At 75.5% G+C, this 18,200-nt stretch carries 13 protein-coding genes; 7 read left to right on the top strand and 6 right to left on the bottom strand.

Annotation, left to right across the window (positions count from 1 at the left end):
• Nucleotides 1–138 precede the first annotated feature (138 nt).
• The 5 genes from Q0963_RS14135 to eccD form a co-directional block, all read right to left on the bottom strand.
• Nucleotides 139–618 carry a hypothetical protein gene (locus Q0963_RS14135; protein WP_299447188.1) on the bottom strand — a complete coding sequence of 160 codons (480 nt, stop codon included), beginning with the start codon at nucleotides 616–618 and terminating at the stop codon, nucleotides 139–141.
• A 263-nt stretch (nucleotides 619–881) separates the two neighbouring features.
• Nucleotides 882–3,512: a valine--tRNA ligase gene (gene valS / locus Q0963_RS14130; RefSeq protein WP_299447186.1), complete on the bottom strand. Its 2,631-nt coding sequence runs from the start codon at nucleotides 3,510–3,512 to the stop codon at nucleotides 882–884.
• A gap of 43 nt (nucleotides 3,513–3,555) precedes the next feature.
• Nucleotides 3,556–4,740, bottom strand: a complete 1,185-nt coding sequence (locus tag Q0963_RS14125) for a S8 family serine peptidase (RefSeq protein WP_299447183.1) — start codon at nucleotides 4,738–4,740, stop codon at nucleotides 3,556–3,558.
• Nucleotides 4,737–6,068: a type VII secretion protein EccB gene (gene eccB / locus Q0963_RS14120; RefSeq protein ID WP_299447180.1), complete on the bottom strand. Its 1,332-nt coding sequence runs from the start codon at nucleotides 6,066–6,068 to the stop codon at nucleotides 4,737–4,739. Before eccB ends, Q0963_RS14125 begins: the two co-directional genes overlap by 4 nt.
• Nucleotides 6,069–6,070: 2 nt before the next feature.
• Nucleotides 6,071–7,405 (bottom strand): type VII secretion integral membrane protein EccD, encoded by a 1,335-nt coding sequence (gene eccD / locus Q0963_RS14115; RefSeq protein ID WP_299447177.1) that lies wholly within the window; start codon nucleotides 7,403–7,405, stop codon nucleotides 6,071–6,073.
• A 234-nt stretch (nucleotides 7,406–7,639) separates the two neighbouring features.
• Between eccD and Q0963_RS14110 the strand changes: the two genes are divergently transcribed.
• The 5 genes from Q0963_RS14110 (at nucleotide 7,640) to Q0963_RS14090 (ending at nucleotide 11,742) form a co-directional block, all read left to right on the top strand.
• Entirely contained in the window at nucleotides 7,640–7,957 is a 318-nt protein-coding gene (locus Q0963_RS14110) for a WXG100 family type VII secretion target (protein ID WP_299447174.1), read from the top strand.
• 19 nt (nucleotides 7,958–7,976) lie between these two features.
• Nucleotides 7,977–8,267: a WXG100 family type VII secretion target gene (locus Q0963_RS14105; RefSeq protein ID WP_299447171.1), complete on the top strand. Its 291-nt coding sequence runs from the start codon at nucleotides 7,977–7,979 to the stop codon at nucleotides 8,265–8,267.
• Between the two features lie 115 nt (nucleotides 8,268–8,382).
• Nucleotides 8,383–8,934 (top strand): hypothetical protein, encoded by a 552-nt coding sequence (locus tag Q0963_RS14100; protein WP_299447168.1) that lies wholly within the window; start codon nucleotides 8,383–8,385, stop codon nucleotides 8,932–8,934.
• Nucleotides 8,927–10,381 carry a S8 family serine peptidase gene (locus Q0963_RS14095; RefSeq protein ID WP_299447165.1) on the top strand — a complete coding sequence of 485 codons (1,455 nt, stop codon included), beginning with the start codon at nucleotides 8,927–8,929 and terminating at the stop codon, nucleotides 10,379–10,381. The genes Q0963_RS14100 and Q0963_RS14095 overlap by 8 nt, the downstream gene beginning before the upstream one ends.
• Nucleotides 10,375–11,742 carry a hypothetical protein gene (locus Q0963_RS14090; protein ID WP_299447162.1) on the top strand — a complete coding sequence of 456 codons (1,368 nt, stop codon included), beginning with the start codon at nucleotides 10,375–10,377 and terminating at the stop codon, nucleotides 11,740–11,742. The genes Q0963_RS14095 and Q0963_RS14090 overlap by 7 nt, the downstream gene beginning before the upstream one ends.
• Nucleotides 11,743–11,758: 16 nt before the next feature.
• Here the strand turns inward: Q0963_RS14090 and Q0963_RS14085 are convergent, their stop codons facing one another.
• Complete coding sequence (locus Q0963_RS14085) at nucleotides 11,759–13,342, bottom strand: hypothetical protein (protein WP_299447158.1); 1,584 nt, start codon at nucleotides 13,340–13,342, stop codon at nucleotides 11,759–11,761.
• A gap of 110 nt (nucleotides 13,343–13,452) precedes the next feature.
• Between Q0963_RS14085 and eccCa the strand changes: the two genes are divergently transcribed.
• Nucleotides 13,453–17,436 (top strand): type VII secretion protein EccCa, encoded by a 3,984-nt coding sequence (eccCa, locus tag Q0963_RS14080; protein ID WP_299447155.1) that lies wholly within the window; start codon nucleotides 13,453–13,455, stop codon nucleotides 17,434–17,436.
• 9 nt (nucleotides 17,437–17,445) lie between these two features.
• Nucleotides 17,446–18,198, top strand: coding sequence for a 1-acyl-sn-glycerol-3-phosphate acyltransferase (locus tag Q0963_RS14075; protein WP_299447152.1), 753 nt, complete (start codon nucleotides 17,446–17,448; stop codon nucleotides 18,196–18,198).
• The last annotated feature ends 2 nt before the right edge of the window (nucleotides 18,199–18,200 follow it).

Here is an 18,200-nt window from a genome sequence, read left to right as displayed (position 1 = left end):
GGGGGGTGTTTTTTGGGGGGGGGGGGGGGGGTGGGGGGGTGGGGGGGGGGGGGGCGGGGGGGGGGGGGGGGCCGGCCCGGGGGGGGGGGGGGGGGGGGGGGGGGGGGGGGGGGGCGGCCCCCCCCCACGCCGAGGGTGTCAGTAGCTGATGCCCCGGAAGGTCTCCCACGTGCAGTCGTCCGGGTCGTACCACGGCTGCTTCTCACAGATCATGATGCCCGCGCGTGCCGAGTCGGCGGTGCCACTCAGGGCCTTGGCGACCCAGACCGACCCGTAGTCCACGGTCGTGGGGCTCGAGGTGCTTCCGGCGCCGTACCACCCCGACCCGCACCCGACCGATCCTTCCCCCGACGGGTAGCAGTACGTCCCGTTGAAGTACCAGTTGGCCTTCGTGTAGATCGGGTTGCCGTTGGCCTTGAGGTCCTTCTGGGTCGAGGTGACCTTGAGGGCGTCACCGCCGTTGACGACCGCCTTGTACGCCGAGCCGTAACCCGACCCCAGGTTGGTCGACCCGTTCTTGAGGTAGACCGTGCCCCAGGAGATGGCCTGGGCCGCCTGGCCCATGAGCCCGAGGGCGAGTGTGAGGACCACGGTCCCCACCAGTCGCGTTCTGCGCATTGCCTGTCCTTCCACCGTCGCCAGCCCGGGCTGTCACCCGGACCCGCTAGGCTCGCGCCGGATGTCTCCTGACCGGGATCGATGTCCCGCCCGGAGCCCCACGACGGGGCTCCGGGCGACTTCCGGGACGGGCGGGTCCGTCGCTCACGCTAGGGCGCGCGGGCACGGTCCGATGCGGCCTCGGCCGTCACCAACTCACGCTGACCGGTTGCGGACAGCCTTCCCGCGACATCGCGCTCGGACGGGGAGACGCTCGGGCGGGCTCAGGCGGAGTGCTTGGCGACCGGCACGAGCTCGAGGTCGCGGGCCGCGACCTCGTCGCCCTCGGCGTAGTCGAGGGCGCCGGTGAGCCGGCCCGCGGCCCGCAGGTCGGCCTCGCCGGCCCGCACGTGCTCCAGGGTCGCGGCGGGCCCCACGATCGTCGCGGTGGGCACCTCGGCCCGCATGCCGACCTTGGCCTCGGACTTCGCCTTCCGGACGACGGCGAGGGCGGCCCCGACGGCCGCCAGGACGGCCGGGTCGCCGCCCTCGGGCAGCTCGCTGACGGTCGGCCACGCGGCGCGGTGGACGGACCCCTCGTGGGTCCAGCTCCAGACCTCCTCGGTGACGTACGGGAGCACCGGGGCGAACAGCCGCAGGACCACGTCGAGGGCGAGCCGGAGCGTCGCCCGGGCCGAGGCGGCGGCCTCGTCACCGCGGGAGCCGTAGGCCCGGTCCTTGACGAGCTCGAGGTAGTCGTCGCAGAAGGTCCAGAAGAAGGACTCGGTGGCCTCGAGGCTGCGGGTGTAGTCCCAGGCCTCGAACCCGGACGTCGCCTTCTCGACGACCTCGCGCAGCGCCGCGAGCACCGACCGGTCGAGCGGGTCGGTGATCTGGGGCGCGAGCTCGCCCTCGACCGCGCCGAAGGACAGCGCGAACTTGCTCGCGTTGAGGACCTTGATCGCGAGGCGTCGCCCGACCTTGATCTGGCCGACGTCGTACGCGGCGTCGGCGCCGAGCCGGCCACTGGCGGCCCAGTAGCGCACCGCGTCGGCCGAGTGCTCCTTGAGCAGGTCCTCGGGAGTCACGACGTTGCCGCGGGACTTGCTCATCTTCTTGCGGTCGGGGTCGAGGATCCAGCCCGAGATGGCGGCGTTGGTCCACGGGACGGAGCCGTGCTCGAAGTGCGCCCGCACGACCGTGGAGAAGAGCCAGGTCCGGATGATGTCGTGGCCCTGCGGCCGCACGTCCATCGGGAACACCTTCTCGAACAGCGGGTCCGGTGCGGCACCGCCGGCCCCCCGCCACCCGCCGGCGATCTGCGGGCTCAGGGACGACGTGGCCCAGGTGTCGAGGATGTCCGGGTCCCCGACGAAGCCGCCCGGCACGCCCCGCTGGTCCTCGGTGTACCCGGCCGGGGGGTTCGCCGCGGGGTCGACCGGCAGCTCGGACTCGTCGGGGAGGATCGGGTGGTCGTGGTCGGGCTCGCCGTCGGCGTCGACCGGGTACCAGACCGGGATCGGGACGCCGAAGAAGCGCTGCCGGGAGACGAGCCAGTCGCCGTTGAGGCCCTGGACCCAGTTGGCGTAGCGGCTGCGCATGAACGAGGGATGGAAGTCGACCTCCTCGCCGCGGGCGACGAGGGCGGCGTTGAGGTCGGCCTCGCGACCGCCGTTGCGGATGTACCACTGCCGGGTGGTGACGATCTCGAGCGGCTTCTCGCCCCGCTCGTAGAAGTTGGCCTTGCGCTGGGTCGGGGTCGGCTCGCCGTCGAGGTCGCCGGACTCGCGCAGCGCCGCGACGACCGCCTCGCGCGCGCTGAAGGCCGTCCGGCCGCCCAGGTGCTCGGCGTACAGGTCGGCGCCCGGGGTGCCCTCGAGCCACGCCGGGACCTCGGTCTGGAGCCGGCCGGTGCGGGTGACCACCGAGCGGGTGGGCAGGCGCAGCTCGCGCCACCACACGACGTCGGTGAGGTCGCCGAAGGTGCAGCACATGGCGATGCCGGCGCCCTTGTCCATCTCGGCCAGCGGGTGCGCGACGACAGGGACCTCGACGTCGAACAGGGGGGTCCGCACGGTCGTCCCGAACAGCGGCTGGTAGCGCTCGTCGTCGGGGTGGGCGATGAGGGCCACACAGCTGGGGATGAGCTCGGGGCGGGTCGTCTCGATGTGGACGTCCCCCGCGGCGCCGTGGAAGGCCACCCGGTGGTAGGCGCCGGGGTAGTCCCGGGCCTCGAGCTCGGCCTGGGCCACCGCGGTCTGGAACGTCACGTCCCACAGCCCGGGCGCCTCGGACTGGTACGCCTCGCCCCGGCGGACGTTGCGCAGGAACGCCTGCTGGGATGTCGCGCGGGAGTGGTCGTCGATGGTCCGGTAGCCGATGGACCAGTCGTAGCTGTGCCCGATCCGGCGGAAGAGGGACTCGAACGCCTCCTCGTCCTTGACCGTCAGCTCGTCGCAGAGCTCGATGAAGTTCTGCCGCGAGATCGGCATCTCGTCGGCGGCCTTCATGCTCTTGGCGTCACCGCGGAACGGCGGCTGGAACTGCGGGTCGTAGGGCAGGGAGGCGTCGCCGCGCACCCCGTAGTAGTTCTGCACCCGCTTCTCGGTCGGCAGGCCGTTGTCGTCCCAGCCGATCGGGTAGAAGACGTTGAACCCGGCCATCCGCTTGTAGCGCGCCATGCAGTCGGTGTGGGTGTAGCTGAAGACGTGCCCCATGTGCAGCGACCCGCTGGCCGTGGGCGGCGGGGTGTCGATCGAGAAGACGTCCGCCCGGGACCCGGCGAGGGCGGCCTCCCGGTCGAACGCGTAGGTGTCCTGCTCGCGCCATACCTCGCCCCACTTGTCCTCCAGACCGTCCAGGGACGGCCGGTCCGGGATGGAGGCAGCGAGGGATGGGGAGAGGTGCTCGGTCATGCGGGCCATTCTCACAGACCGCACGCGCCCGGATCACCCGGGTTCAGGCGGTCCCCCGGCGTCGGGCGAGCCGGACCAGGGCGAGGGCGAGCAGCAGGCTCGCCGTCGCGACGGCCACCCACAGCACCTGCCGCCGGTCCGCGGCGCGCGGGTCGGCGACGGCCGCGATCTCCAGCCGGCGCTCCGGCACCGACGCGGTGGGGCGGGGGGTCGCCCCGGGCGGCAGCGGGCCGGCGAGGCCGGCGTCCAGGACCGAGGTCAGCGCCTCGACGGGCTGGACGACGCCCCAGCCGAGGGCGTCGCCCCGGGCGTCGCGCCGCTCGCGGGCGGCCGTCGCCTCGAGGCGGTGGGCCCACCCGGCCGGGCCCTCGTCGGGGAAGCGCTGGGCGACCAGGGCCGCGGCGGCCGAGACGTAGGCCGTCGCGTAGCTCGTGGACCCGTCGGGGCTCAGGTAGCAGTCGCCCCAGGCGCCGAACGTCGTGAGCACCTCGACCCCAGGGGCGGCGAGGTCCACGTGGTCCCCGCGCACCGAGGTGTCGGTGACGACGTCCTCGGCGTCGGTGGCCGCCACCCCGAGCACCCCGGGGTAGGCGGCGGGGTACCGCAGTCCGGTGCGCGGGTCGTCCTCGGCGCGGGTCCCGGCCGAGGCGACGACGAGGGCGCCGCGCCGCCGGGCCTCGGCCACGGCCGCCTCCAGCCGGGGGTCGTCCCGCGGCGTGCTGAGCGAGACGTTGATGACGCTCGCCCCCTGCCGGGCCGCCCACTCGATGCCCTCGGCGAGCGTCCCGGCGTCGGCGTCCGGGCCCTGCCCGGGGTCGTCCGGGACGACCTTGACGGGCAGGATGCGGGCGCCCCGGGCGAGCCCCTGCACGCCCGAGCGGGGTGCGAGCGGGCGGGCGGCGATGATGCCCGCGATCGCGGTGCCGTGGAGGCGACGGTCGACGGACGCCGAGCCCCCGACGAAGCTGCGGCCCTCGAGGACCACGCCGTCGGGGAAGTGCGCGTTGGTCGAGGCGACCCCGCTGTCGACGACCGCGACCGTCACCCCGGAGCCGGTCGCGAGGGGCCAGGCCCGGGTGGCGGCGAGCCGGATGAGGCCGGCGGGGGTGTCGGGGACGTACTGGGTCCGGCCCTCCTCGCAGTCGGCGGCCGCGGCGGCGGGGGCCGCCGTCAGGGCGAGGAGCACCCCGGGCAGGCAGGCGAGGAGCAGCCGACGGCCCCGGCTCATGACCCGCCCGAGACGACCGTCCGGGCCGCCGCCGTCCCGAGCGAGGGCCCGGAGCGAAACAGCTCGGTCCAGGCCTGCGGCACCGGGACGACGTCGTCGGGCTCGTAGCCGAGGCGCGCGAGGACCTCGGTGTCGGCACCGTCGACGGCGTACGCGGTGGCGGTCTGGTCGACGGCGAGCACGGGGCCCTTGCCGAGGACCTGCCCGCTGACGGCACGCACGAGCGCCCCGTAGCCGGTGTCGACGGTCGTGCGGCCCCGCTCGGCCGCCGGGGGGTCGTCGGTGACGGTGGTCAGGCCGACCTCCGGCGGGGCGCCGGCAGCCGCCGTGAGCGTCGCGCAGGGCGTGGTCTCGAGCCCGGTGGGCAGGCGGTCGGGCCACTCGGGGGGAGCGATCCGCTGGGGGCGGACCTCGAGCCGGGCGATCTGGGCCGCCTCGACGGGGATCTCGCTCGAGGACGCGCCCGAGCCGAGGCGGTACATCGACAACGCCACGTCGGGGAGCGGCTCGAGGTCACCGCGCGGGGTGACGAGGTAGTGGCGCCCGTCGGACTCCAGGCGCAGGACCGACCCGACCGTCGCCCCGGCGGGCAGGCCCGCGGCGGGCGTGCCGAGGTCGTCGACGACCAGCGGGGCGAGCGCCGGGCCCTCGGGGAACAGGTTCAGCCACGAGGCGGGGGCCGGGAGGGCGGGGCGGCCGTCGAGACGCAGCGCCACCGAGACGGCCGAGAGGTCGCGCGCCGCCACCGGGTAGCGCAGCCCGCCGGCGACGACGAAGGTGGCGTCGCCGCTGCGGACGAGGACCGCGGACCCGTCGGCGGGCCGGCCGGTGCGGCCCGGGCCGATGGCGGTGGAGACCTGCTCCCCGGCGGACAGGCACGACAGCCACCCGGTGTCGACGAGCCGGTCGCGAGGCGCGAGCGAGTCCGGGGCACCGACGATGCCCAGGGTCGGGCCCCGGTCGATGTCGGTGAGCTCGTCGTCGGGGACCGCGACGACCTTGAACTGGGCCGAGGGGATGAGCAGACGGGCGCTCACCGTGTTGACGACGGGGTGCAGGACCCCCTCGACCGACACGTACCGGGCCCCGCTGTCTTCGGCGATGACGAGCCGCTCGTTCTGCCAGTCGTCCGGCAGCGCCGAGCGGAGCCAGCCGAAGGCCAGGCTGCCGAGGACGAGGACGACCGACAGGGCCAGGCCCCCCACCACGGCCCGCAGCGGACGGTCCGGCTCGACCTCGCGGCCGCCGGGTGCGCCGCTGACGAACGCGGTGGTGAGGCGCCGGCGGCTGAACGACTGCGCCTCGACGAGGTCCTTCTTGGTCGCCACGGTCAGAGGATCCCGACGGTGGCCGCGACGAGCGGGACGAGCGCGACGAGCGCCACGCCGTCGAGGGTGTCGGCGACCCGTCCGAGGCGCACCCGGGTGCGCGGCGCGAGGACGGCGAGCGCGACGACGACCGCCCCGGTGGTGCCGAGCAGGACGGCGAGCGCCGGACGCCAGTCGGGGTGGACGACGGCGGCGACGACGGCGGCGAGCGCGAGCCCGACGATGCCCGTGCCCATCGCGAGGACGACCGCGGTGCGGGTCCGGCTGTGCCGGGTGCGGAGCAGCGTCGCGACGCACCCGGCGGCGACGAGGAGGGTGCCCCAGAGCCCGGAGGCGGCGAGCTGCGGGGTGGCGAGGAGCGCCGCGCCGCCGGTGGCCAGGGCGGTGGCGACCATGACGTCGTGGCCACGGGCGACCTGATGGCGGACGCGCCCGCGGTCGACCTCAGGGACGGTGCCCTCGATCTCGGCCTCGGTGCGCGGTGCGTGGCCCGACAGGCGGCTCGTCGCGAGCCCGAGCCGGGGGAGGACGTTGCCGACGACGACCGCGACGCCGAACAGCAGGGCCGCGGCGGTCGTCATCGCGACCCCCAGCACGCCGCCGGCGACACCGAGGACCGCCACGGCGAGCCCGACGACCGACCCGGCGGCCAGGACGAGCCGGTGCCGGGCGACGGCGAGCGCGCCGGCGAGACCGGCGACGGCGACGAACAGGCCGACCCAGACGAGACCGCGGCCCCAGAGGTCGTCGTCGGGGGCGACGGCGCTGCCGGCGGTCGCCGCGAAGGGGAGCGAGGTGAGGGCCAGGGCCAGGGCTCCGGCGGGCTGGGCGCGGGTGTGCAGGACGGCCGCGGCCCCGACGAGCAGCAGTGCCGCGGAGCCGGCGACGGCGGTGACGAGCAGCCCGGCGTCGCGGGCCGTGAACAGGGCCCAGGCGGCGCAGAGGAAGAAGACGACCGCCGCGCCGACCGCGGTGCCGGCGCTGTGCCGGGCCGTCCAGGGCGGGAAGGCCGTCTCGACGACGTCCGAGACCGCCTCGACGACGTCGTCGTACACCTTCTCGGTGCTCGGGTCGACGACCTCGAGCGCGAGCATCGTGCCGTCGGCGATGCCCTGGGCGGCGAGGCTGCGGTCGGGGTCGAGGACGGTGCCGCCGCCGACGACGAGCCGGAAGCCGTGCGAGACGTGCTCGGGGTCGAGCACGCCGAGCTCGCGGGCGAGCTCGGGGACGATCTCGACGACCGGGATGCCTCCGGGCACGCCGAGGTCGGCGCGCCGGGTCCCCGACGAGACCGAGACGCGCACGAGTGACGCGGCGGTCGCGCTGGTCTGGCTCACCCTTCAGCTCCCCTCCGACGGCACCACCGAACGGCGGTGCGGGTCCGACGGCCCCCGAGCATAGACGCGCGTCCTTCGGGGAGTTCTCCCCATCGACCCGATTCGCATGGGACCGTAGGGTCGAGGGCAGGACCAGGGGGCCACCCGGCCGGGGTCCACAGCACGTCGCCCTCCAGGGGGTCAGTGATCACGGCGGCGGCCCGAGCGGGGCGTCGCACCAGGGAAGGACACATCATGGGTGACCAGTTCAGGGCAGGCGCAGGGGTCGTCAAGGCCAGTGCCGACATCGTCTCGCAGGCGCGGGGGGACCTGCGCAAGCAGGTGAACGACCTCCGGACCCAGATGGAGGCGGTCAAGGCGCACTGGGAGGGCCAGGGGGCGCAGAGCTTCCACCAGGTCAGCGAGGCGTGGAAGGTCCAGACCCAGGACATCGTCCAGGTGCTCGACACCTTCGAGGCCAACCTCACCGGCACGCAGCGGCAGTACGACGCCGACGACGCGGCCGCCGCCTCCAAGCTCGGCAAGTACACCAGCATGCTCGGCAACGGCTGAGCGGAAGGACTGAACACTCATGGGTGACGGAATCAAGGTCGGCGGCGCCGGCATCGACAACCTGGTCCAGGACATGAAGACCGGGCTCGGTGCTCTCGAGCAGCGGCTGGCCGACATGAAGAAGGACCTCGGCCCGTACGTCGAGCAGTGGGACGGCTCGGCGCGGGCGGCGTACCGCCAGGCCCAGCTCGACTGGGACAAGCAGATCGACGAGTGCCGTGCGCTCCTGGAGGACGTCCGCCTCGCGGTCGTGCAGTCCAAGGAGGACTACCTCGCAGGGGAGCAGCGCAACACCAGCATGTGGGGCTGACCGCCCCACGCGTCGACGCCGCGTGCCGGCACCCGGGGGTCGGGTGCCGGCACGAGCGGCGTCGCCCGGGGAGCGGCGTGCTCCCCTCGACCGACGACGTGAGTGAGGACGTGTCATGGCCCGTGCCGACGGCGCCGGTGGCGGACAGCCCATCCGCTACCCCTCGATCCTGAGCACGCTCGGGGCCGACTACCAGCAGCAGTGGGCGGACTCCACGCACGACGAGATCAAGCGCGTGCAGGGGTCGATCGCCCAGCCCCGGCACTTCGGCGAGATCCCGGCAGCGCAGCAGTTCGCGGCGGTCTACCAGGCCGCCGTCCACGTCTACGAAGCCACCCTCAAGGGGATCAAGACCGACCTCGAGGCGGCCGGCGAGGCCCTCGCCCGGGCCGGCCAGGAGATCCGCGCGCGCGACGAGGTCAGCGCGGACGCCTTCCAGCAGCTGCGCTCGCAGTGGAGCACCGAGGGCGGGTTCACCAGTACCCAGCAGCACGAGGCGGCCTCGCAGCACCAGCAGGTGCGCGATGGGGTGCAGGCGAAGGTCACCCTGGAGCAGGCCGCGGCCCGGGCCGAGCAGGGCGGCGCCGCGGACGACGCGCAGGCCGGCCCCGACGACGCCGCCGACGGCGGGATGGACACCGGCGGTGAGACGCCCGCCCATGGCTGAGCCCTGCCGAGGACGGGCCGTCGTGGCCGGGGTGCTGTGCGCCGTCGGCCTCGCCGCCCTGTCCGGCGGGGGTGCCGCCGCCTCGGCGCCCGGCTCCGTCCCGCCCCTGCCGGGGGAGTGGTGGTGGGATGCCATGGGCGTCGACGAGCTGCACGACCTGGGCCGGGGGGAGGGCGTGACCGTGGCCGTCGTCGACGGGCCGATCGAGTCCGACGTCCCCGACCTGCAGGGCGTCGTCGTCTCGAGCGAGACGATGTGCCTCGACCCGGCCCGCACGTCCGACCCGCGCCCCCGGTCGCCGCGGGGGACCGGCACCGAGGCCGAGCACGCGACGTCGATGGCCGCGCTCATCGCCGGCACCGGCCGGGGCACCGGCCCCGGCGGGCGCGGCATCCGGGGGATCGCCCCGGAGGCCACGGTCCGGCACTACGCGGTGCTCTACGACGACCCGCAGCACCCCGACGACCTCACCTGCGGCATCGACTTCCCCGACGGGGACGACGTCGACCGTGCGGTCGGTCTCGCCATCGCCGAGGCCGCGCGGGACGGCGCCGACGTCATCAACCTCAGCCTCGTCACCGGCTACAGCCGGGAGATCGAGGACGGCCTGCTCACGGCGTACCGCGAGGGCGCCGTCGTCGTCGCGGGCACCGGCAACGCCGCGAGCCGGGTCGAGTGGCCGGGCCTGGGCAACGGCGTCGTCCTCGTCAACCCGGTCGGCCAGGACGGCCGCACGACGGACTTCGCGGTCACGGGCTCGGACGCCATCGGGCTCGCCGCTCCCGGCGAGGACGTGATGGCGGGCCGGGACGACGGGTCGGGATGGCGCTCCACGACCCTCGGCTCCGGTGCGTCCATCGCGACGGCCCTGGTGAGCGGCGGCATCGCCGCCCTGTGGTCCGCCCACCCCGATGCAACGGCCGGCCAGGTGCTCCAGGCCGCGCGGCAGAACGTGGGGCTCCGGGCGAAGGACGACGGGTCCGGGTACCGCACCTGGTTCCGGCGCGTCGGCGCCGACCTGCCGCAGGTCCAATCCAGGAACGCCGCCTACGGCTGGGGCATCTTCGCCCCCGCCGACGCCGTCCGGGTCGACCCCACCGCCCTCGAGCGCACCAACCCCTTCGTCCGCGACGACGACACGATCAACGGGCCGGACCCGGCCGCGATCGCCGCCGCCACCGCTGCCGGGGGTACCCCCGAGCCGGCCGCGTCGCCCTCCGCCGCCGGCTCCGGCGAGCCGGCGGGCGAGGCCGCCGCCTCGGCATCCCCGCCCGAGGGCACGGCCCGGCCCTGGTGGCCTCTCGGGGCCGCCGCCCTCGCCCTCACCGCCGTGGCGGGAGCCGTCGGGTACGCCCGCCGCCACGCCACCACCGACCAGGCCCGTACGACGACGGACGGGACGCGCCACGGCGCGGCCCCCGCCGAGGGGAGGAACCACGAATGCTGATCCGGGACGAGGGTGCGGGAGTTCCGCCGTTGCCGGGTGACGCCGGCCCGTTCGAGCGGATGCTCCACGACATCTACGGCTTCTCGACGCCGCTGGTGCGCATGTCCGCCGAGGACTGGCGCAAGGTGTCCGACGCCGTGACGACCCTGTCGGCCGAGGTCCGCTCCGTCGTCGCGGCGCTGCAGGGTGCGGACGAGCCGTGGGAGGGGCCGGCCGCCGACAGCGCCTACGCCACCCTGCACGCCCTGGCCACCGCCCTCGACGCGCGGGCCACCGAGATCGCGGATGTGCGCACGGGGCTCGAGCACGCCGCCGCCGCCGCCGACTCCGCGCGGCTGCGGTACGCGACCGACGTGCGGAGCGTCTCCACCGACGTCGACCCCGAGGCGTACCGGCCCGCGGGTGGGGGCCCGTTCAACGTCACCGGCTACGAGGCCGCGATCGAGGGCCGACGCGAGCAGCGCGAGGCCAAGGCCAAGGCCGTCCTCGACGACTTCAGCACCGACATGGGGCAGGCCGCCAAGCAGCTGCCCGTCGAGGCCCGGGACGACAGCGTGACGATCACCCCGACGTCGGGTCGCCCGCGGTCCGGCGGCGGGCACACCCCCGGGTCGGCGAACGGCGCTGCGTACCAGCCGCCCTCGGGCGGCGTCCGGTACAGCGGGAGCCAGACCGGGTTCGCCCTCGGACCCGGTGCCGACGGTGGCTCGGGAGGCGGGGCGGGCGGCGGCCCAGGCGGTGGCGGGACGACGGGCGGCGACGGCTCCGACCCCGGCCACGGCGTCCAGCTCGACGGACCCACCGGTGGGACCACCGCGCCGACGACCGGCGGGAGCACGGGCTGGGCCGGGACCTCGGCGCAGGGTCCGGCGACCGGGGGGTCCGGGCTCGGCGGTGCCGGTGCGGCGGGAGCCGGGGGACTCCTCTCCGGTGGCGCGGCCATGCTCGGCCGCGGCGCGTTCGGGCGCGGGGGTCCGCTCGGCGGGGCGGGCCGGCCGGGGCCGGTCATCGCCGGCAGCACCGGCGCCGCGGCGCGGGGCTCGGCCGCCGGGGGCGGTGCCCGATCGGGCACCGCAGGCGCCGCCCGCCCGGTCGTCGCCCCGGGCAGCCAGGGGGCCGTGCGCGGCGGCCAGGGCGCCGGCGGGGTCAAGGGCGCCCGCACCGGCGGCCGCTACGGCGTTCCCCGGCTCGGCGAGTCCGGGTCGGGCCGCGGCGCGGTGGTGGCCGGGTCGGCGGCCGGTGGCCGGGGCCGTGGTGCCAAGGACACGGACGCCGCCCGGGACGTCGACTCGCTCACCCACGAGGACGAGGAGACCTGGTTCGAGGGCGAGGACGACGCCACGCCGCCGGTCTGGGGCTGAGGCGCCCGCGGCGTCGTCAGCCGGAGGTGAGTCGCCGCAGGGCCTCCACGGCCCCGGCAGCGAGCACCCCGAAGGGCAGCGCCGTGACGACGGCGAGCGACTCGAGCCGGTCGGCCATCCGCGACATCCGGGTCGAGGCCCAGCCGCCGGCCAGCGCGACCGCCGCGAGCACGGCGACGACGCCGAGCACCAGCGCCGAGCCGACGAGGAGCCAGAACCATCCGGCGTCCCAGCCCACGACGGCCACGCTCGCGCTCGCCGTGAGCGACGCGGCCGCCGCGAGCATCGAGAACCGGGCGAGCCGGTCGCGGACGTGCCGCGACTGGTAGCCGAGCGCCAGCGCCGCCACGAGCAGCACCACCCACCGGGACCACGGAGCCAGGCTGGAACGCGCCGGGCTGAGGGCCAGGAGCCAGCCCGCACCGGAGGCGAGCACGGCGAGGTAGGCGGTCCCGACCGACACGACGGAACGGGCCTGCGCGACCCGCTCACGCACGTCGAGCCCGGTGACGCGGCGCCGCCGGCTGGCGTGCCGCTCCCGAACGGACCACACCGTGCTCGAGAGCCGGTCGGTGTCGAGGAGCTGGGTCGGGTCGACGTCCAGGCTCGCGCTGGGCAGGGCCCGGACGAGGACCGGGGCGAGCCCCACGACGACCGCCGCGGCGGCCGCCAGCGGCTGGCCCCACAGGATCGACGCCGCGACGACGACGGCCAGCCCGCCGAGGCACGCGGTGGCCGTGCGCTCGGCCCGGTCGGCGGCGGAGCCGTCGGACCACGCGAGAGCGGTCACCACCGCGGCGAGCGCCGCACCGAGCACGAGGTTGACGCCGACCCGGGCCGGGGACGCGGCGAGCGGGACGACGAGGCCCGCGGTCGCCGCCAGCACCGGAGCGCCGACGAGGCGGACCACCGCCGAGCCCGGGACGTGCCGCGGGGTGAGCAGGGTCGCGACAACGGCTGCGGCGAGCAGGACCACGGCGGCGCCCCAGCGGGCGGCGGCCGACCCGAGCGTCCCCCCGTCGGCGGCCGGGGGCGTCAGGACGGCGAGCGCACCGGCGACGACGCTGACGGCCGCGAACCCCACGACCAGGGCCGGCAGCGTGTCGAGACCGGCGGCCCGCGGCCGGGCCCGCGGCACCCGACCGCCCGGCCGGCGCCGCCCGGCGTGCAGGGCGGCCCGGCTCACCGTCGCGTCGTCGTCGACGTCGTCGACGTCGTCACGGCGACGGGTCGCGTCGTCGACGAGGGAGACCCCGGCGTCGGCGGAGGCGGCCGGCGAGCGCGATCCCCCCGCCCACGAGGGCCCGGCCACCCGGGCTCCCGGAGCCGCCGAGGAGCGGTCGAGGCTCACGACGCCCCGGTGCAGCCGGTGGGTCGTCGTGCGCACCACGGTGAGGACACTGCCGGCCGGCAGGGCCTCGTCGATCCGGTCCTGTGGGCCGTACACGAACCCCGCCGCCGTGGCGACCGAGCTCGGGGTGGCGCTGGAGGAGATGCCGAGCACGGCGAGCATCTCGGTGACGCGGGTGCCCACGGGGACGACGAGGTCGTAGCGGCGCTCGTCGGCCACCAGCGTGAGCTGCTGCGTCGGTCCGTCCATCGTCCCTCCCTCGGTCGGGCCGGGGCACACCTCGACCACCGTCCGCGGTGAACAGTATCCACGGGATACCGTGGCCCCGACCGCCAGCAGGACACGGGAGGGGACCGACGATGACGGTGGCTGCGCGAGCCGGCGCCCGGGAGCAGGCACCCGAGGTGCCCACCGGGCGGCTGGTGCTCCAGCCGCCTCCGGAGATCACCCCCTCCGAGGGGGCCAGCGGCCTGCTCATGCAGGCCGTGCCGATGCTCGGCTCGCTCGGGTCCATCGGGTTCGTGGCGCTGTCCCAGACCGGTCCCCGCGCGTGGTTCACCGCGGGCATGTTCCTCGTCGCCAGCGTCGGCTTCGTCCTCGCCAGCGGGGTACGGCAGCGCCAGCAGCACGCCGCCGGGGTCCTGGCCGCCCGTCGCGAGTACCTGGCCTACCTCGCGGAGGTCCGGGGGACGATCCGCGACGCCGCGGCCCGCCAGCGCCGGGCCGCGCTGTGGGACTACCCCGACCCCGCCGCGCTCCCGGTCATCGCGGCCGAGGGCAGCAGGGTCTGGGAACGCACACCCTCCGACCCCGACTTCCTCCAGGTGCGGATGGGGACGACGGCCCAGCCGCTGTGCCTCGAGCTCGAGCCGCCCGAGACCCCGCCCCTGGCCCAGCTCGACCCCGTCGCCGCGTCCGCGCTGCACCGGCTGCTCTCCACGCACCGGGTCCAGCCCGGGCTGCCGGCCTCCGCGGCGCTTCGGGCCTGGCCGCACATCGAGGTCACCGGCGACGCCGAGCCGGCCCGCGCCCTGGCCCGTTCGGTGGTCCTGGCCGCGGCGATGCAGCACGCCCCCGAGGACCTGGTCGTCGCCGCCCTCGTCTCGCGGGAGTCGCGCGCCGAGTGGGAGTGGCTCAAGTGGCTGCCGCACGCCCTGAGCCCGCGCGAGCGCGACGCCGTCGGGCCGGTGCGCCTCGTCGGCGAGTCCGTCCACGACCTCCTCCCGCTCCTGCCCCAGGAGATCGTCGAGCGCCCGCGGTTCGGGCCCTCCGACCGGCCGGCGCTGCCGCACGTGCTGCTCGTCGTCGACGGGGGGCACGTGCCGCCCGGCAACCCGGTGGTCACCGACGACGGCGTGCTCGGGGTCACCGTTCTCGACCTGCCGGAGCAGTGGGGCGAGCTCGCGTCGCCCACGACCCTGCGCCTGGCCGTGGGTCCGGCGACCCGCAGCGGGCCCCGGGCCGGCAGCGCGCCCCTCGAGATCATCAGCCTCGCGCGCGGGGTGGCGCACGGGGTCGCCGACCAGGTCTCGACCACCCGCGCCGAGGCCGCGGCGCGGCGCCTCGCGCCCCGCTACACGGCCGACGAGCCCGAGGCGCGCGACGCGCTGTCCGCGTCCACCGAGCTCGTCGACCTGCTCGGCACCGGCGACGTGCGCGACTTCGACGTCGCCACGGCCTGGCGTCCCCGGCTCCAGCGCGACCGGCTCCGCGTCCCGATCGGGGTCGACGAGGCGGGCCGGCCCGTGGCGCTCGACATCAAGGAGTCCGCCCAGCAGGGCATGGGCCCGCACGGCCTCGTCATCGGCGCCACCGGGTCCGGCAAGTCCGAGCTGCTCCGCACCCTCGTCCTCGCGCTGGCGATGACCCACTCGTCCGAGGCGCTCAACTTCGTCCTCGTCGACTTCAAGGGCGGTGCCACCTTCGCGGGGATGGCCGAGATGCCGCACGTGTCGGCCGTCATCACCAACCTCGGCCAGGAGCTGAGCCTCGTCGAGCGCATGCAGGACGCGCTGCAGGGCGAGATGACCCGCCGCCAGGAGCTGCTGCGTGCGGCCGGCAACTTCGCGAACGTCACCGACTACGAGCGGGCCCGGGCCGGGGGCGCCGACCTCGAGCCGCTGCCGGCGCTACTCATCGTCGCCGACGAGTTCTCCGAGCTGTTGTCCGCCAAGCCGGAGTTCGCCGACCTGTTCGTCGCCATCGGGCGCCTCGGCCGGTCCCTGTCGATGCACCTGCTCCTGTCGTCCCAGCGCCTCGAGGAAGGCCGGCTGCGCGGGCTCGAGTCGCACCTGTCGTACCGGATCGGCCTGCGGACGTTCTCGGCCGGGGAGTCGCGCACCGTCATCGGCGTGCCGGACGCCTACGAGCTGCCGCCGGTGCCCGGGCTGGGCTACCTCAAGCCGGACCAGACGACGCTGACGAAGTTCAAGGCCGCGTACGTGTCCGGTCCGCCGAAGGGCCGCCGACGTCGCGGTGGGGTCGGCGACGCGGGCCCGTCGACCGGCGGCGAGATCCTGCCGTACACGCTCGCCCCGGTGAGCGCCGGCCGGCGCCCGGCCGACACCCCGGCCGCTGTCAGCGCGCCCGAGCCCGTCGAGGAGCGGGCCGTCTTCGACATCGCCGTGTCGCGGATGCGCGGCCACGGCCGGCCGGCCCACCAGGTCTGGCTCCCGCCGCTCGACGTCCCGAGCTCAATGGACCAGCTCCTCGGCGACCTCGCGCCCGACCCCGGGCTGGGGCTCGTGAGCCGGGCCTGGCGCGAGCGCGGCGACTACGTCCTGCCGGTCGGCATCGTCGACCGGCCGCTCGAGCAGCGCCGCGAGCTCATGGTGCTGACGCTCGGCGGCGCGGCCGGGCACGTCGGCATCGTCGGCGGCCCCCGCTCGGGCCGCAGCACCTTCGCCCGCACCGTCGTCGCGGCGATCGCGCTCACGACGACGCCGTTGGAGAGCCAGGTCTACGTCCTGGACTTCGGCGGCGGCACGTTCACCCCGCTGGCGGGCCTCGCGCACGTCGCCGGCGTCGCCAACCGCAGCGAGCCGGAGGTCGTGCGGCGCCTCGTCGCCGAGATCCGCGGCATCGTCGACGCGCGTGAGACGTACTTCCGCTCCCACGGCGTCGACTCCATCGAGACCTACCGCCGGTGGCGCGCCGCGGGCCGGGTCGACGACGGCTACGGCGACGTGTTCCTCGTCGTCGACGGCTGGCCCACCGTGCGGGCCGAGTTCGACGAGCTCGAGCAGCAGATCATGGAGCTCGCCGGGCGCGGGCTCACCTTCGGCGTCCACGTCGTCATCACCTCCTCGCGCTGGATGGACTTCCGCAACCAGGTCCGCGACGTCCTCGGCACCCGCGTCGAGCTCCGCCTCGGTGACCCCACCGACTCCGAGGTCGACCGCCGGGTCGCCGCGAACGTGCCCAAGGGCCGGCCCGGCCGGGGCCTGTCGATGACCAAGCACCACGTGCTCGGCGCGGTGCCGCGCATCGACGGCAGCGGCGCGGTCGAGGACCTCGGCGACGGCGTCGAGGACCTCGTCGCGAAGGTCAACGCGGCCTGGACCGGCCCGCGCGGCCCCAAGCTGCGCCTGCTGCCCGATCAGATCACCCTCGAGGCGGTGCGGGCGCAGGCCGGGACCGACGACCGGCGCCTGCTGCTCGGGGTCGACGAGGCGAACCTCGCGCCGCTGGGGCTCGACCTCGCGGAGGAGCCGCACGTCTACCTCCTCGGTGACGGCGACAGCGGCAAGACCGGGTTCCTGCGCACCGTCGCCCACGAGGTGGCGCGCCTGCACACCCCCGACGAGGCCAAGCTGTTCGTCGTCGACTACCGGCGCGGGCTGCTCGGTGAGCTGCCCGACGAGCACGTCGGCGAGTACCTCACCACCGAGGACCAGACCGTCGAGGCCGTCGAGGGCATCGCCGCGTTCCTCCGCACCCGGCTCCCGGGCCCCGACGTGACGCCCGAGCAGCTCCGGGCCCGCTCGTGGTGGTCCGGCGCCGAGGTGTTCTTCCTCGTCGACGACTACGACCTCGTCGTCACCTCCGCCGGCTCACCGCTGCGGCCGCTCGTGCCGCTGCTCGCACAGGCCGGCGACGTCGGGCTGCACCTCGTCCTCACCCGTCGCGTCGGGGGCGCCTCCCGCGGGATGTTCGAGCCGGTCATGCAGACGATCCGGGACCTCGGCGCGCCGGGCATCCTGCTGTCCGGCAGCCCCGACGAGGGGATGCTCATCGGGCGGGTCAAGCCGTCGGTCCAGCCGCCCGGCCGGGCGCGCATCGTCTCACGTGAGCTCGGGGACCAGGTCTTCCAGACGGCGTGGCACCCCCCGCGCCTCGCCTAGGGTGTGCTCATGGAGCTCGTGTACCGGCCCGTCATCGCCGCGGTCAAGACGCTGTTCTTCCTCGAGGGCACCCGCTTCACCATCACCGGTCAGGAGCACGTCCCGCGCGAGGGTGGGGCCATCATGGCCATCAACCACACGTCGTACTTCGACTTCATGTACGCCGGGCTGCCGGCGTGGCCGCACCGCCGCTACGTGCGGTTCATGGCGAAGAAGTCGATCTTCCAGCACCGGCTGTCGGGGCCGCTCATGCGCGGCATGAAGCACATCCCGGTCGACCGGGCCAGCGGCGGGCAGGCCTTCAAGGACGCGATCGCCGCCCTGAAGTCCGGGGAGATCGTCGGGGTCTTCCCCGAGGCGACGATGTCGCGCTCCTTCGAGCTCAAGGACTTCAAGCCGGGCACCGTCAAGATGGCCCAGCTCGCGGGCGTGCCGATCCTGCCCACGACGATCTGGGGCGGGCACCGGGTGTGGACCAAGGAGCTGCCGAAGAACCGCGGGTTCGCGCGCATCCCGGTCTTCATCTCGGTGGGGGAGCCGATCACCGTCGAGCGCCGGGAGGACGTGATGGCGGCGACCGCCCGGGTCAAGGCCGCGATGCAGGCCCTGCTCGACGAGCAGCAGGCCGCCTACCCCGAGCTCACCGGCGACGACCTGCGCTGGCAGCCCGCGCGCCTCGGCGGGCTCGCCCCCACCCTCGAACAGGCCCACGCCAAGGACGAGCACGACATGCACCGCACCCGCGACGAGTTCACCGGCTGACC

The organism is uncultured Phycicoccus sp. (genome assembly GCF_947495705.1).
Taxonomy (GTDB): domain Bacteria; phylum Actinomycetota; class Actinomycetes; order Actinomycetales; family Dermatophilaceae; genus Phycicoccus.
This window is presented reverse-complemented; position numbering and strand designations above follow the sequence as displayed.

Bases quoted from the DNA above. Each gene is read 5' to 3' on its own strand.
- Q0963_RS14135 (WP_299447188.1), bottom strand. From the start codon at position 618: ATGCGCAGAACGCGACTGGTGGGGACCGTGGTCCTCACACTCGCCCTC.
- valS (WP_299447186.1), bottom strand. From the start codon at position 3,512: ATGACCGAGCACCTCTCCCCATCCCTCGCTGCCTCCATCCCGGACCGG.
- Q0963_RS14125 (WP_299447183.1), bottom strand. From the start codon at position 4,740: ATGAGCCGGGGCCGTCGGCTGCTCCTCGCCTGCCTGCCCGGGGTGCTC.
- Q0963_RS14110 (WP_299447174.1), top strand. From the start codon at position 7,640: ATGGGTGACCAGTTCAGGGCAGGCGCAGGGGTCGTCAAGGCCAGTGCC.
- Q0963_RS14105 (WP_299447171.1), top strand. From the start codon at position 7,977: ATGGGTGACGGAATCAAGGTCGGCGGCGCCGGCATCGACAACCTGGTC.
- Q0963_RS14100 (WP_299447168.1), top strand. From the start codon at position 8,383: ATGGCCCGTGCCGACGGCGCCGGTGGCGGACAGCCCATCCGCTACCCC.
- Q0963_RS14095 (WP_299447165.1), top strand. From the start codon at position 8,927: ATGGCTGAGCCCTGCCGAGGACGGGCCGTCGTGGCCGGGGTGCTGTGC.
- Q0963_RS14090 (WP_299447162.1), top strand. From the start codon at position 10,375: ATGCTGATCCGGGACGAGGGTGCGGGAGTTCCGCCGTTGCCGGGTGAC.
- Q0963_RS14085 (WP_299447158.1), bottom strand. From the start codon at position 13,342: ATGGACGGACCGACGCAGCAGCTCACGCTGGTGGCCGACGAGCGCCGC.
- eccCa (WP_299447155.1), top strand. From the start codon at position 13,453: ATGACGGTGGCTGCGCGAGCCGGCGCCCGGGAGCAGGCACCCGAGGTG.
- Q0963_RS14075 (WP_299447152.1), top strand. From the start codon at position 17,446: ATGGAGCTCGTGTACCGGCCCGTCATCGCCGCGGTCAAGACGCTGTTC.